This window comes from Legionella nautarum (assembly GCF_001467895.1).
GTDB lineage: Bacteria > Pseudomonadota > Gammaproteobacteria > Legionellales > Legionellaceae > Tatlockia > Tatlockia nautarum.
This window is the reverse complement of sequence record NZ_LNYO01000013.1, coordinates 668,240-683,009: the sequence shown is the minus strand read 5'-3', so window position 1 is coordinate 683,009 and position 14,770 is coordinate 668,240. Positions and strand designations below refer to the sequence as shown.

Here is a 14,770-nt window from a genome sequence, read left to right as displayed (position 1 = left end):
AACTTTTCTCCTATTAAATTCCTTGATATAAACTGGCAGCAATAATCTGTTCGGTAAAGCAGCTACGGAGGTAAAAGCCTCGTGGTAGCGTTAGAACTTTGGTGCCTTCGCTATCAAATCCGTAGCACAATGATTTTGCATTGGCAGCTTTCGGTCGAACTTGTAAATATTGTCCTATCCCGGCATGAATCTCTTCTAAATGACCGGTACTCATCATGGTCGTTAATTCATTCCAATCGTCGGCAAGGATCGCTTCTTCGGCTTGATTAGGAGACCACAAAAAACCCTGACCAATACGACGATGCTCAAAAAGAATTTTGCTATCTCCTTCGATTGGCAACCATAAAACTCGTTTTAATTTAGCGAAGCATTGTGAAGATGGCCAATTTTGCTGATGTATTGTCAGCAAAGGGATGCTAGTCACAAAGGTAGATTCGGCTGGTTTCCCTCTATCATTGAGTGGTAGAGTCTTAAGTTCTATCCCCAGATTAGAAAAATCAGGGGCAGATTTTGTACCCGCTGTAGTTCCTAAAGCCAGTTCAATTGCAAGCCCTGTCCACCCTTTACGTCTTTGCTGCTCAGCGGGAATTTTAATTTGCAAAGCATTGGCTAATTGAGCAAAGCTTAATCCTTCAATTAAACGGCAGCGTTCCAAAAGTTCATTTTCATTGTTCAACTTTCTTTTTGCTAGAGTTAGGAGCATGGATGCCCTCTTTTAATTCTACGCTGATAGGTGGTATCGGTGCTTTAATACCAGCCGCTTTAAATTTCGCCATAATTTCAAATAAGATTTTAGAGCGAATCTCAAAGCGTGTGTGGATTTGTACGTTAATAAAATAACGTATTTCAAATTCGATGAGTGCATCGTCAATTTGTTTTAAAAACACCTGAGCCGGTGGATCTGCGACAATTTCAGGGACAGTGGCCAATACATCAAAAATTAATTGCTGCACCAATCCTGGATCATCTGCTCGGCTGACTTTAATAGGAACCACCGTGCGGACAATACTATCTTGATGCGTCCAATTGGTAAATGGTTTATTGAAGGTTTCTGCGTTAGGAATCAGCACTTCCATGTTGTCCCAGGACGATACGCGCATTGAACGGATACCAATATGGGCCACACGTCCTTCATGAGCACCTATGGTAATCAAATCCCCTTCACGCACGGGGCGTTCAATCAATAGCATAAGTCCACCGACAATATTGGAAGCAAAATCACGCAAACCAAATCCCATTCCTACTGCCAAACCACCAATAACCATCGACATACCACTAAAATCGAGACCTAAAACACGTAAAGTGATTAATCCACCAATTAAAATAACGGCATATTGAGTAAATACCGATAAGCTATTGCGAATTCCCGCATCCCTTGCATCACGATAGAGCCAGCGATAACAAAACTCACGCGTCCACTTAGCAGCCCAGACAAAAATGGAAAGCAGGATAAGAAACTCAAGAATACTAAGCGCTGTGATATGAATACCGGATAAATTAACAAGAGGATATTCACTATATTCTTGTAAGGTCATGAACACAGCGGAATCCGAATACCAGCCAAACAGCTGAAATAAAATATAAAGGCTGATAATAAATAGCAACACGCGACAGATCTTGTCTAAAGGCTTTAATACGACTTCTATCCACAGCCAACCATTATGTAACGATGAAATCATCCATTCCGACATCAGTTCCAGTGCATCAAAAAGCAAGCCACGACTTAAAACGTAGCCGGTAATGATTAAAAGAATTTGCATTTGATAACGGCTCATTGTCCAAGCCAAGTTGATATAACCTACTAGTCCTATTATGGCAGTGGTAAATAGCGTGATGGGAATTAATACCACTAAAAGCACTGCTGCATTACGGAAATAGCGCTTTTTCGATTTTAACAGTGGGTGCATTATATGAGTGATAACTTCTCTTGAGCGCCAGCCAACCACTGATACAGCGACCAAAAATAACATGAATAAACGGCTGAAAATGTCTTGTAAGATTGACGATAACGGGAGTTCGTTAGAAATAACCATCAAAGCGGTCGCCCAACCGCCAGTCAATAACAACCATTTGAGGCGATAAAATAAACTGACATCTTTTCCTGATGAATCACTTACTCGCTCCAATAAGGCTAAACTAGCAATTAAAATTAGGGTACGAAAAGTAAGCCATACGCCAAGCAGATTTACGAGCAATTGATAATTAGCAAAGACCACATGATTAAGATAGAGCAACAGTAAAATGGAAGTTGTAATCGCCAATTGAGGTAAGTTGCGGCTAAGAAGTGTTAGAGTTCCAGTATATAAATGACCCGATAAACGCGAGCGTTCTTTATCTCGTGTTAAATTTTTCAATAATTTATTCAAGGCAAAACTAGCAAAGATAACTAATCCCACCGTTAACCAAATTAAAGTCGCGGGAAGGACGTCTTGCCATAAATAATTTTCCTTCACTTTCATCACAAGTGATTTGCTGTAGTTATAAAGCTGGCTTGGAATTTTCGAAATTTGTTGAATAATTGACGGCCAACTATCGAGCCGGTATTCAGATAAACTTTGTCTCACCGATAATTGCTTTTTTAATTCTTGTTCGTGATTTTCAAGGTCTTCTTGCAGGGTTTGCTGTTGAATGACAATACCCTCTATTTTTGAATTAACTATCCGCACCAAAGCAGTAAACTGCTGCTTTAAATTAGAATCAGTAACCTGTAATAGCTCATTATTGAGCATACCTACCATTTTCTTTAAAGACTCTTCCATGTCCGATAATTGCGTGATCGAATTTTTATAGGTTTCGGTAACAGCTTGTAAAGTTCTAATATCTGGACTTTTTTGTAATTTATAATCTGCTTTTACCAGTTGTTTTTGTAAATCAAGTTCAGCAATTTTATATTGAGTTAAACTGATTACTTGATTATTTAACATTAATTTTGCTTCAAGCGGATAGTTTAGCGTTGAGTTAATATTGGATTTTGCTTGTTGTTGTAACTTGATACTATTTTCATAAAGTTTTTCCAAGGATTCTCGCAGTCGATCTTCTTGGGCTCTCAGTTTTTCTAATTCTTGATGCATTTGTGCCTTGGATTTCCATAAATTTAATTGCTCCTTCTGTAAGCTCAATGCATCTTGATAATGATTGGCTAAAACTAGGTCTTCAGCAATTAAATCAACTCCTTTTTTGTTGATATCGATGAGGGTAGAAATATTAGACATTCGTTCTTGCGAACTGATTTGATCGGTATCGGATAAAGGAGTTTGCTGTAAGCGTTTTAATTTCAAAGTGAAATCTTGTTGTAATTTTTTTTGATTGACTAGGAAGCTTTCCAGACTTGCAATTTTGGCACGATTAAGCACCAACATAGTCTTATTTTCTTGTAAGCGCTTGTTATATTCTTCTTGGTTGGCTGGAGCAGCAAATAATTTTGTCTCATTGAGAGACTGAGTTAAGCTATTTTTTTCTTGAACAAGGTATTCAATCAGTTTACCAGCGCCGCCATCTGATTTAGCACAAAGAGGAGCCGAAGCCAGTACAGTAAACGCTATACAGACTAGGTAGAAAAATAACCGATGCCAGAAAAATGGACTGGCATCAGTCGGATTTAATTTATTTCGTTGGTGAAGTTGGTGCAAGACGAATTCCTAACTCATTAAGTTGTGTATTACCGACCTCCGACGGCGCATCAGTCAGTAGACAGGACGCAGACTGGGTCTTTGGAAAAGCAATCACATCACGAATTGAAGTTGAATTGGTTAATAACATAGCTAAGCGGTCAATACCTAAAGCAATTCCACCATGGGGAGGACAGCCATATTGTAAAGCATCAAGTAAGAAACCAAATTTCTGCTGGGCTTCTTCTTTCTCAATTCCTAAAAGGTCAAAGACTGCTTGTTGCAATTGGGTCTGATGAATACGAATTGAGCCACCGCCAATTTCATAGCCATTAATTACAATATCGTAAGCTTTAGCCAAGGTTTTTGTTGGACTCTGCTTGAGCGCATCAATCGACAACTCCTGCGGGGAGGTAAAGGGGTGATGCATGGCGAGTAATTGGTTTGTTTTTGGATCTCTTTCAAACATTGGCCAATCAACAATCCATAATAAGCGCCAACCTGGCTCAACAAGATTACGATCATGGCCTAATTTAATACGTAATGCGCCCATCGATTCATTAACCATTTGTTCATGGCCAGCGCCAAAGAAAACTACATCGCCGGTCTTCGCTTCAACTCGATCGAGGATGGCATTCACGCAGCCTTCAGAAAGAAACTTGAGAATCGGCGATTGCAGCCCTTCTATTCCTTGGGCACGATCGTTTACTTTGATGTAAGCTAAACCTTTGGCGCCATAAATGCCTACAAATTTTCCATAATCATCTAAATCTTTACGACTTAAAGTGCAGCCATTTGGTAATTTTAAGGCAACGACCCTACCCTCTTTGCTTTCTGCCGCCGCAGCAAACACGTTAAACTCGCAGTTTTTCACTAGATCAGCAATATCAACTAATTCTAACGGGATACGTAGGTCAGGTTTGTCACTACCGAAACGGCGCATTGCTTCACTGTAAGTCATTCTTGGTAAGGTTTTAGGGATTTCAACGCCTAAAATTTCTTGAAAAACCTTTTGGAGCATGCCTTCGATGAGTTGTTGAATAGCGCTTTCATCAATAAAAGCCATTTCAATATCGAGCTGGGTGAATTCAGGTTGTCTATCTGCACGTAAGTCTTCATCGCGGAAACAACGTACAATTTGATAATATTTATCAAAACCAGACATCATTAACAACTGTTTAAACAATTGGGGTGACTGAGGTAAGGCATAAAACTGCCCTGGGTGCACGCGCGAAGGAACAAGATAATCTCTTGCACCCTCAGGAGTTGCCTTAGTCAACATGGGTGTTTCGATATCGATGAAATTCTGTAAATTTAAATAATCACGAATGCAACGAATTAAATTATGGCGCAAGGTGAGATTATTTTGCATATCACTACGTCTTAAATCGATGTAGCGGTAACGATACCGTAAATCTTCATTCACTAATTGATGTTCATCAGGCAAGAACGGCGGTGTTTGTGCCTGGTTTAATATCTCAAGTTGGGTGCCCAAAATTTCAATACGACCTGTTGCCATTTTTTCATTGATCATCCCTTCTGGTCGAGAACGAACGATTCCGTGAATACGAACAACATATTCATGACGTAGTTTTTCAGCAATAGCAAAGACTGAGGCAAGTTCTGGTTCATAAACAACTTGGACTAATCCAGAGCGATCCCGAACGTCTAAAAAAATTACTCCACCGTGATCACGACGGTTATGTATCCAACCGCATACACTCACTGACTGCTCAGTCATTGTTTCATTAACCTTTGCACAATAATGTGATCTCATAAGCCACCTGTCTTTATATTAGTTTTTATTTCTCAATTTGCAGCGAGTGTAGACTGCATAACGCCTAAAGAAATAATGAGCTTTAATGCCTCTTCGATTGTCATTGACAATTCGATAGCATCCTCCTTGGGAATCATCATGAAAAAACCAGAGGTAGGGTTTGGTGTTGTTGGTACAAAAATGGATAGCAGTTCGTCCCCAACAAGTGTATTTAATTCAGGATGCGGTGATCCAGTCAGAAAAGCGATTGTCCATAATCCTTTTCTTGGGTATTCAACAAGCAGTACTTTACGAAACGCTTGGCTATTCGTAGCAAAAACGGCCTGGATAACTTGTTTTGCAGTATTGTAAATGGAACGAACCAAGGGGATGCGCACCAATACGGCTTCACCCCAACCCATTAGGCGTTGCCCGATAAGGTTAGTCGCTAAAATACCTGTTCCAAGAAGCAACAATAAGGAAAGCAGCACCCCTAACCCAGGTATATGCACCCCAAAAAGTTTTTCTGGTTGGTAGGAATTAGGTAGTAAAGCAATGGTGTTATCAAGCAGTTCAATAATAAAGCGCAATACAACAAAAGTTACCAAAATAGGCAACCATACTACTAAACCTGTGAGTAGATAACTACGAAGCGCTTTCACTCAGAATCACCTTTTTTACTAGTTGATGTGCTACCCGTAGTTTTCTTGTCCTCAGATTTTTTCTCTGAACCTGTCGTTTTTTCAGCATTGGCGGAAGTCGTTTCCTTTTTCGGCTCTGATTTTCCCTTATTTTTAAAATCAGTGGCGTACCAACCGCTTCCTTTTAATTGAAATCCTGCTGCAGAGATTAGGCGTACTGCGGAATTTTGAAAGCATTGAGGGCATTGTTTTGCCGGTTCATCGCTTATTTTTTGCATTAAATCAAAATGATGATGGCAACTTGTGCATTCATACTCATAAATTGGCATCAACGAATCTCCGTACCGTTTTTATATAATAAAAAATTATTTAAAAGAATTGAGTATTATAGCTTAATTAGCGGGTTATCGACAATGCATAATTGCTTAAATTTGCGGCAGTTTTTGATTAATCCTTAACTTAATTTCTACAAAAACAGACAGTCATATAAGTTAAGAGGCTTATCATTCCCGCAAAGGAAGGAAAGACAGCATTTTCATTAACCTAATAGCAGTGTATCCAGATTCCCCTGATAGCTAACGGTTGCTAATTGCGGCATATGCATTTTTTGCGCTAAAGTAGTAATATTTTCATTTCTGACTAGCATCTCATTGTCCAAACAATTCGCTATCCAACCGGCGCAGCTTATCTGGTTATACTTTAATACAGCATCAGTAAGTAAGGCATGATTTAAACAACCAAGCCGCATCCCAACTACTAAAATAACAGGAATTTGTGTGAGTTTTAAAAAATCAAGCCAAGTTTCCTCATCATTTAAAGGAGCCATTAAGCCTCCTGCTCCTTCAATGAGCAAATAATCCATATTAGAAAATTGTTTATTAAAACAAAAATCGGCGATATCTTGCAGGCTTAAGCGAGAATTTACTTGCTTCGCTGCAATATGGGGAGAAATAGCTGGGGCAAATTGCCAACCATTTATTTTAAACGAAGGGTTAGCGTTATATTTTTGTAGATTTAAAACATCTTCGCTTTGCAAAAGTCCCTCTTTTTCATAACAACCACTGGCAACTGGCTTTAAAGCAAGAGCCTTTTTTTCTCTTTGTTTGAAATAATCTAACAATTGACAAGTGACATAGGTTTTGCCGCTATCCGTATCTGTTCCGGTAATAAAATAAATTTTCATCGCAAAATGTCCTGTAATACTGTTATAAACTCAGCTCGATCAGACAAAAATGGTATATGCGCCGCTTTGGCAAACATCAGATAATTAAATTGAGGATAAAGTTTTTGCATGGCGGCCATAGTTGCTCTTGGTGTTATTGCATCAAGATGACCGAATAAGAAATAGGCTGGTCTTTTCAATGAATGGAGCAGCTCTCGTAAATCCCAATCAGCTAAGATTTGTAATCCTTCTTTTAAGCTAGCGGGATCAGGCATTATTTCATTGTGGTATTGATAACTATTATTTTTTAATTGCAAACCAATAAACTCAGAAATAGTTAGCTGGGGATCTGCTGTTAAGTTAATAAAAAATTGGCTGAAAGCCTGTTTTTCAATCCCTGGCCAAGCCTTTTCTTTAATAAAACGGGGAGAAGATGAAATATTAATTAGTTTTGTAACGTGGGTGGGCTCTTCAATAGCGAAACGCGTAGCCAAAAGCCCTCCCATTGACCAACCAGCAAGTGCAAATTGCGCTGGTAATTGTTGAATTAAATTTTTCTTAAACAGTTCCCAACTCATCGGCGAACTTAAACCAAATCCAGGTAAATCAACTAAAAAAAGCTGATATTCATTGTCAATACAAGTCGCCAGTTGTAGCCAGATTGTATGATCAAAACCCCAGCCATGAAAAAAAACTAAAGGAGAGCCTTTGCCAATAACTTTGATGTATAAATTCATAAAATAAAAACCTTTTAAGCAAACATATCCTTAATGGTATGAAGTACTGATAAATCCTCTCATTTTGGGCAAATACTATACGTTGCCATAAAGTTCTTTCTTTCCTCTATTTAGCTAAACGGCTTATTCTCAACAGATTTGAACTGCTTAAAAATACGCAAGTTTCACCGCATCATCCCTTGGTTTCAATTAGAATATAATGAAAACTCCCCTTTTACTCTATTTGCAAAAGGGATGTTAATAAAATGAGCGGATCAATCAGCGCTTCGCTACATCTGCCTAGACAATTTCCACGGAATAATAAAGCGGTTTCCTACACATGAATAAACAAAAACATACTTAGATTAAGATAGATCTCCCATCAAATGAGGTGCATGAGCTTCAATTTGTCGAAAAGAACTGCTGCGACTAAAATCGATTTTTGCGTAATCTAGCCAAAAAAATGTGGGGACGCGTGTTGATTTAAAATAGTAGCGATGGCTGCTGTAATCGATAAAAGTCCGCCACCAAGTTGCTTCGGTTTCGGACATACCGTAAGGAACAGAAACATTTTCAATAATTGATGAGATCATAGCCACAGCCTGTTGACTAGTTGAAGCAAGCGGTAGAGCACTCATATAACAAGCCGCTCGTACAAAACGAGATGTCGATTTATCATCCAAAGGCAACAAAGGTTTCTGGCACCCGCTTGCCTCATAATAAGCCAAATTATCTAACTGTTGAGCGTAACTAGGCTCATTGGTCATCACTCTGTAAGCTCGGTCATGATAAATTTTTAACTTACCCTCTATAAATTCAATAATAGCGGAGTCACCTTCTGAATCTTCAATGGCTACATGTAGGGGGAGAGTTGAGAAAGCAGCAAAATGGGTCGTTTCAATCTGAACATCATGAATGTGTTTAATAACCTCTTTAACCGACGCAAAGTTGTCTAGGTAATATTGCAACCATTGCAAAACGCTAACGCCCTGTCTAGTCTTATCTCTTTCCTCATATTGAGCATCTTCAAAAGAGAGCAAATGGGCCGCCAAACCTTTCTCATTAATACCATCAGTAATTCCAGTTTGTTGTTCATGATTTTCTTGGACAACGATGGAGCCAAATTTTGATCGCCATTTCGCTTCATTAACCTTAACCCCGCCAACATGTTGCATACCTCTGGGTAAAATAAGTATCGTTTCATTATAATGGCTATCCCAATCAAAGCTCCTACCGACAACCATCGCACCCTTAGTATTCCAAAATAATCGAGTACAGGACCAACCATTCGTTGACAGCAAAAGTAATATTACTAAAAAACTTGAGAGTACTTTTTTCATTTTATTCACCATGGTTTTAATTCTATCTAATCTCGATAGGTTTACAGGTTTAAAACCTTTAAATTTTGCTGCTATGGGTTAACTTGCTTGGTCATGAAGCATTTCAAATAAAAACTCAAGATCTTCTGCCTCATGATGATAATTTAAAATAACCCGCAATCCCGTATCCTTTTTGCTCACCGTAGGCTCACGCATGGCTTGGCAAAAAATGCCTCGTTGACGGAGATTCTCCGCGTAGGCTAATGCCTGATAAGGACATCCGAGCTGTAATTGTTGAATAGGCGTTGAAGAGTCGCGCCAGGTTAAAGGCGAATTTTCACTCAATTTGCGAAAATAGCTAATTAACTCATAGAGTTTTTGCCGTCTACTCCCTGCATTACGAATAAAATTTAAAGTTTCTAAAATTCCATAGGCCAAAGCCGGACTCACTGCCGTCGAATAAATATGCGAACGGGCGAGTTGCAATAAAGCATCTATCCATTCACCGCGCCCCGCAACTATCGCGCCTTGGAAGGCAAACGCCTTGCCAAGCGGAATAATTCTTAAGGGGATTTCTTGTTGAGTCAGTCCACAAAGCTTTACTCCACCTAACCCTTCTTCGCCCAACACACCAAAGGCATGGGCCTCATCAATGACACAGTCAGCGTTATAATTTGCAGCTAATCTTGATAGCTCAAGAAGATCCGTTGTTTGTCCACTCATACTGAATACAGCTTCTGTAATAATAACTGGATTCACGGGACGAGTTTCTAATTTATTGGCTAAATGGTTGAGATTATTGTGCAAATAGCGGGTATATTTGCCATTTGCCAGCCGCAATCCATCGTAGAAAGAGGCGTGAGTTCCTTTGTCGATAAGAAAATGGCTATTAAAATGGGCAAACAGAGAAATAATACCCAAATTGGCAGCATATCCTGAACTAAATAACAGCGCATCATCCACACCGAGAGCTTGAGCAAAAGCCTGTTCTAATTCACGATGGCTTGTATGATAGCCACAAATCACCATAGAGCCGCCGCTACCTGCAGGATAATTGGCAAAGCCCTTTTGGAACGCTTCGCGAATAATCGACTCTTCAGCAAGTGACAAATAATCATTCGAACTAAAGTTAATTAGCGACCTATCATCGAAATGATTAAGTATTCGACGTCGATGCAGGCCATCTTGCTTAAGTTGGGCTATATGTTCAATCAGGACATCATTAATCATGCTTCAGCAAATGCCTGTATTCCTAATTTTTTAAAAAGAATTCGATCCTCATCGCGCTCAGGATTTGCTTCAGTAAGCAGTTTTCCACCGATAAAAACAGAATTTGCACCTGCGAAATAGCAAAGCGCTTGTAATTCATCGCTCATTTCAGTTCGACCGGCAGTGAGGCGAATTGCACTTTTCGGCATTAGTATGCGTGCTGTAGCAATTGTGCGTACTAGCTCGATACCCTCAACTTGTTTTGCATGGGCAAGGGGTGTCCCTTCAACAGGAATTAAACGATTAATGGGCACACTTTCTGGCGGTGACTCCATGTTTGCCAGAGTAAATAAGAATTCAATCCTATCTTCTCGTGTTTCACCTAAACCTAAAATGCCACCACAGCAAACCTTCATTCCCGCTTGGCGCACCGTTTCTAGTGTTTCTAAGCGTTCACTAAATTGTCGGGTAGTAACGACTTTGTCGTAATAAGAAGGTGAAGTATCGATATTGTGATTATAATAATCTAAGCCCGCTTCTTTTAATTCGCAAGCTTGTGATTTATCCAACATTCCCAACGTCATACAAGCTTCCATGCCCATCGCTTTCACCCCTTCAATCATTGCCTTTAATTCAGGCATTGCCTTATTAGGGGGGCAACGCCAGGCTGCTCCCATGCAAAAACGCTTGGCGCCATTCGCCTTCGCCTCAGCAGCTTTTGCGAGCACTTCATCGACAGTCATTAATTTTTCTTTTTCGACATGTGTTTTATAATGCCCGCTTTGTGAACAATAACCGCAATCCTCAGGACAAGCTCCCGTTTTAATACTCAGCAATTTTGCTAGCTGTATAGCATTTGCATCATGGTTTTCTTTATGAATGCAATGCGCTGTATAGAGTAACGTATTAAAAGGTTGCTCATAAATGCTTGCCACTTCGGCCAAGGTCCAACGCTCACTACCTTTACTCACTATTCACCCCTTTTTTTTAATCTGTCGAACATGATAGAGTGACTCCATTTCTTGTCAACCAAAATTTAAACCTAGGTTAACACATGCGATTAATTGAAAGAGATTTAAACCATATTTGGCACCCCTGTTCGCAGATGAAAGATTTTCAACAATGCCCTCCTTTGATCGTAAACCATGCCCAAGGAAGTTATCTCTATACCGACAAAGGACCAATAATTGATGCCATTTCTAGTTGGTGGTGTAAATCGTTAGGTCATGGTCATCCTGCCGTTATTGCAGCACTTAAAGAGCAATTGGATTCTTTTGAACACATCATTTCTGCGCACACAACGCATTCCGCTTTAGTGGAGTTCGGTGAAAAAATGGCTGAAATCTCTAAGCTACAACATGTTTTCTTTGCTAGCGATGGTTCTAGTGCTGTGGAAATTGCGATGAAACTTGCACTTCATGCGAACCAACTCAAGGGAAGGCCGCAGCGCAATGAGTTTATCTCTCTGCAAAACAGCTATCATGGCGAGACTTTCGCTACCATGAGTGTTAGCGATTTAGGAATTTTTAAAAAGCCTTATGAAGGCTACGGTGTGCAATGCCATTTTCTCAAGCCCTTACCCTATGTTTCTAGTAAAAACGATCCTTTATGGAAAGACTCGGGAGAATATTGGCCAACCATTCTTGAGCAATTAGAAAAGATTAAACACAGTATCTGCGCAATTATTGTTGAGCCTATTGTCCAAGGATCAAATGGTATGCGCTGCTATAGTGCAGATTTTTTGAAAAAATTAGCTCACTGGGCGAAACAACATGAGATTTATTTCATTGCCGATGAAATAATGACTGGGTTAGGCAGAACTGGAAAATGGTTTGCTTGCGAGCATGCCGAAGTAAAACCTGATTTAATTTGCCTATCAAAAGGCCTAACCTCAGGCTCAATACCCTTCAGTTGCGTACTGGTTGATCATCCAATTTATGAACTTTTTTACGACGATTATGAAAAGGGCAAAACGTTTATGCATTCTCATACCTACGGAGGTAATGCACTTGCAATTAGCGCTGCCCTTGCAACACTCAACGTGATGGAAACGGAAAAATTAATTGAACGCGCGCAACAACTGAGTCAAATTATGCAGCAACAATTTCATGAACTAGCATCAATAACTGGAAAATTAACGAACATTCGCTCTGTAGGCGCAATTGTTGCGGCAGATTTAGTCGATTGCGGCACTAAAAGAACCGGTTTTCAATTGTATCAAGAAGCGCTTGAGCTAGGTGCTCTTTTAAGACCCTTAGGAAATACTTTATACTGGTTTCCACCATTAAATATTGAGAATAAAACCATTGAGAAATTAGCAGAAATCACCCTAAACTCTATAAGAAGGCTCTATAAGTAAGGGTTAAATGAAAACCAACATTTATAGGAAACATGATAAAGCCCAACGGACATTGAATTTTTTATGGCCTCTCTTAACAATTTTATTTTTAATTATCGTAGTTCATCATCAATGGTATAACTATCGACTGCAAAAACAGCAGCAATTAGAGCTCAGCGCTAATAAGCTTGGTCTTAAATTTGATGCACTACTTGATACAGTATTTCACTCAATCTATTCAATCCCTTTATATGGTCGTGAGCTCAAAAACTGTCAAAATGATCTGCTCCCTTATTTGTATAATCTAAATTTTAGTAATCCTGCTATTTCTGCAGCAGTACTCAGCGATAATAAAAACAAAATAATTTGCTCAACGCTCACTCCTCAACTGGCTCTTCCATCGCTTCCAGAACGAACACCGGTTCTAAGGGGCCCCATTACTATTGGCTCAGACAAAGTACCGGCTTTTTTATTGCAGCAGCAGTTGGGCAAATATTATCTTGGTACTTATATTGTTAAGAGTGTTTTTATGGAACTATTGAAATCCGTTCCTACTAGTGATGAGCAAATAGTCCTATTCGACTCTAATCTCAAGAAAAATTTACTGGTTGTTGGTAATGATTCTTCCATAACTAATACAAAAAGCTATACAGTCGAAACGCCTCTACAAAGTTTGGCGCATATTAAAATTATTATTGTAGCAAGTCCTGTCAAGTTAACTGCATCTTTTTTCTATCAAGAACTACCCTTGCTTCTCGTTATTTCACTTGTTTCTTCGCTCATTTATCTTAAATCACGGGCCATGCTCAATAATCGCTATTCTTTACACTATGCTTTATCTAACGCCCTTAAACAAAATCATTTTCAACCTGCTTTTCAACCTATCCGTGATAATTTTACAGGCCGTTTTTGCGGTGCTGAAGTGCTGCTCCGGTGGCAAACCGATTCAAATGAAATTATTATGCCCGATTCCTTCATTGGTGATGCAGAAAAATCAGGATTGATTGTGCCTATTACTCTGCAATTAATTGCTAAAACTTTTCAACAATCTCATTTTTTTCTTAAACGTCAGCCTAATTTTTATTTATCATTTAACCTGTCAGCAAACCATTTTTCTGATAGAGATTTTTTCATGCAATTTTATGAATTATGTGCTGATTATAAAATTCTCCCACATCAATTAATGTTGGAGTTAACCGAAAGAGAACTTTTAGATCAAAACGACCCACAGATTGCATCCAAGATGCATGACTTAAGGGCAAAGGGTTATTCTTTAGCCATTGATGATTTCGGTACCGGCCATGCAAGCATAAAATACTTACAACATTTCCCTTTTAATTATCTCAAAATTGATAAAATTTTCATACAAGCTATCGGCACTGGCGCTGTTACCGAGACACTCAATCAAGCAATTATCCACATGGCAAGATGCATGGAGCTCAATATTATTGCTGAGGGTGTAGAAACTGAAGAACAAGTCCATTTTTTACTTAAAAATAACATTAATTTTATGCAAGGATGGTATTTTGCAAAAGCCTTGTCTTATGAACGTTTAGTACAAATCATTGAAGAAGGCGCACCGAAATGAATAAATCTTTCATAATTCTTTTCCTATTCTGCTCTATTTTTTCTCTCGCGATGGCAGCTGATCTTTCAAATGGTAATTATTGGACCTGTAGCGCCCATGATGCAGAAAATATGGAATGGGTTATCAATAGTAGCTATGAAATTACTGCCATTCATAAAGCCTTTGATGAATGTAAAAAACAAAGTAAGATTCCAACTAGCTGCAAAGTATCTGAAGCAGCCTGCGAAGAATTTGTTAACGGTATATCAACTCGTCCAAAGTGGCAATGTATCGCGCTTGATCAAACAGCGAAAGAATGGCCTAGTAATGCTCACGCTGATCGAGATGATGCAGCAATAGCAGCGAAATCCTATTGCCAACAACATAGTTCATTTCCAGATACTTGCTATATTAATTTGATGACTTGTAAAAATTTAAATTCACAAGAGTAAAT

At 39.1% G+C, this 14,770-nt stretch carries 13 protein-coding genes; 3 read left to right on the top strand and 10 right to left on the bottom strand.

Annotated features, from left to right (window positions below):
* Positions 1-13 precede the first annotated feature (13 nt).
* The 10 genes from mutH to bioB all read right to left on the bottom strand — a co-directional run bounded on the left by mutH (position 14) and on the right by bioB (position 11,382).
* Positions 14-703 (bottom strand): DNA mismatch repair endonuclease MutH, encoded by a 690-nt coding sequence (gene mutH / locus Lnau_RS06440; RefSeq protein ID WP_058504315.1) that lies wholly within the window; start codon positions 701-703, stop codon positions 14-16.
* Positions 666-3,629: a mechanosensitive ion channel domain-containing protein gene (locus Lnau_RS06435; RefSeq protein WP_058504314.1), complete on the bottom strand. Its 2,964-nt coding sequence runs from the start codon at positions 3,627-3,629 to the stop codon at positions 666-668. The genes mutH and Lnau_RS06435 overlap by 38 nt, the downstream gene beginning before the upstream one ends.
* Positions 3,604-5,385, bottom strand: a complete 1,782-nt coding sequence (gene aspS, locus Lnau_RS06430; RefSeq protein ID WP_058504313.1) for an aspartate--tRNA ligase — start codon at positions 5,383-5,385, stop codon at positions 3,604-3,606. Before aspS ends, Lnau_RS06435 begins: the two co-directional genes overlap by 26 nt.
* 32 nt (positions 5,386-5,417) lie before the next feature.
* Positions 5,418-6,026: a DUF502 domain-containing protein gene (locus tag Lnau_RS06425; protein ID WP_058504312.1), complete on the bottom strand. Its 609-nt coding sequence runs from the start codon at positions 6,024-6,026 to the stop codon at positions 5,418-5,420.
* Positions 6,023-6,334, bottom strand: a complete 312-nt coding sequence (locus tag Lnau_RS06420) for an FmdB family zinc ribbon protein (RefSeq protein ID WP_058504311.1) — start codon at positions 6,332-6,334, stop codon at positions 6,023-6,025. Before Lnau_RS06420 ends, Lnau_RS06425 begins: the two co-directional genes overlap by 4 nt.
* Positions 6,335-6,543: 209 nt before the next feature.
* On the bottom strand, positions 6,544-7,188 hold the full coding sequence (gene bioD, locus Lnau_RS06415) for a dethiobiotin synthase (RefSeq protein WP_058504310.1): 645 nt from the start codon (positions 7,186-7,188) through the stop codon (positions 6,544-6,546).
* Positions 7,185-7,904: an alpha/beta fold hydrolase gene (locus Lnau_RS06410; RefSeq protein WP_058504309.1), complete on the bottom strand. Its 720-nt coding sequence runs from the start codon at positions 7,902-7,904 to the stop codon at positions 7,185-7,187. Before Lnau_RS06410 ends, bioD begins: the two co-directional genes overlap by 4 nt.
* A gap of 344 nt (positions 7,905-8,248) precedes the next feature.
* The gene (locus Lnau_RS06405) at positions 8,249-9,223 is read right to left on the bottom strand and encodes a linear amide C-N hydrolase (protein ID WP_058504308.1); all 975 of its coding nucleotides are present in this window, start codon (positions 9,221-9,223) and stop codon (positions 8,249-8,251) included.
* A gap of 78 nt (positions 9,224-9,301) precedes the next feature.
* A complete protein-coding gene (locus tag Lnau_RS06400) occupies positions 9,302-10,432 on the bottom strand; it encodes an aminotransferase class I/II-fold pyridoxal phosphate-dependent enzyme (protein ID WP_058504307.1) in 1,131 nt (376 codons plus the stop codon).
* A complete protein-coding gene (bioB, locus tag Lnau_RS06395) occupies positions 10,429-11,382 on the bottom strand; it encodes a biotin synthase BioB (protein WP_058504306.1) in 954 nt (317 codons plus the stop codon). Before bioB ends, Lnau_RS06400 begins: the two co-directional genes overlap by 4 nt.
* Positions 11,383-11,465: 83 nt before the next feature.
* Here bioB and bioA point away from each other — a divergent pair, with 83 nt between their 5' ends.
* From bioA to Lnau_RS06380, 3 genes are read left to right on the top strand one after another with little or no spacing between them, the layout of a single operon-like run.
* The gene (bioA, locus tag Lnau_RS06390) at positions 11,466-12,770 is read left to right on the top strand and encodes an adenosylmethionine--8-amino-7-oxononanoate transaminase (protein WP_058504305.1); all 1,305 of its coding nucleotides are present in this window, start codon (positions 11,466-11,468) and stop codon (positions 12,768-12,770) included.
* Positions 12,771-12,777: 7 nt separating this feature from the next.
* Positions 12,778-14,337 carry an EAL domain-containing protein gene (locus Lnau_RS06385; protein WP_058504304.1) on the top strand — a complete coding sequence of 520 codons (1,560 nt, stop codon included), beginning with the start codon at positions 12,778-12,780 and terminating at the stop codon, positions 14,335-14,337.
* The gene (locus Lnau_RS06380; RefSeq protein WP_058504303.1) at positions 14,334-14,768 is read left to right on the top strand and encodes a hypothetical protein; all 435 of its coding nucleotides are present in this window, start codon (positions 14,334-14,336) and stop codon (positions 14,766-14,768) included. Before Lnau_RS06385 ends, Lnau_RS06380 begins: the two co-directional genes overlap by 4 nt.
* Positions 14,769-14,770 lie beyond the last annotated feature (2 nt).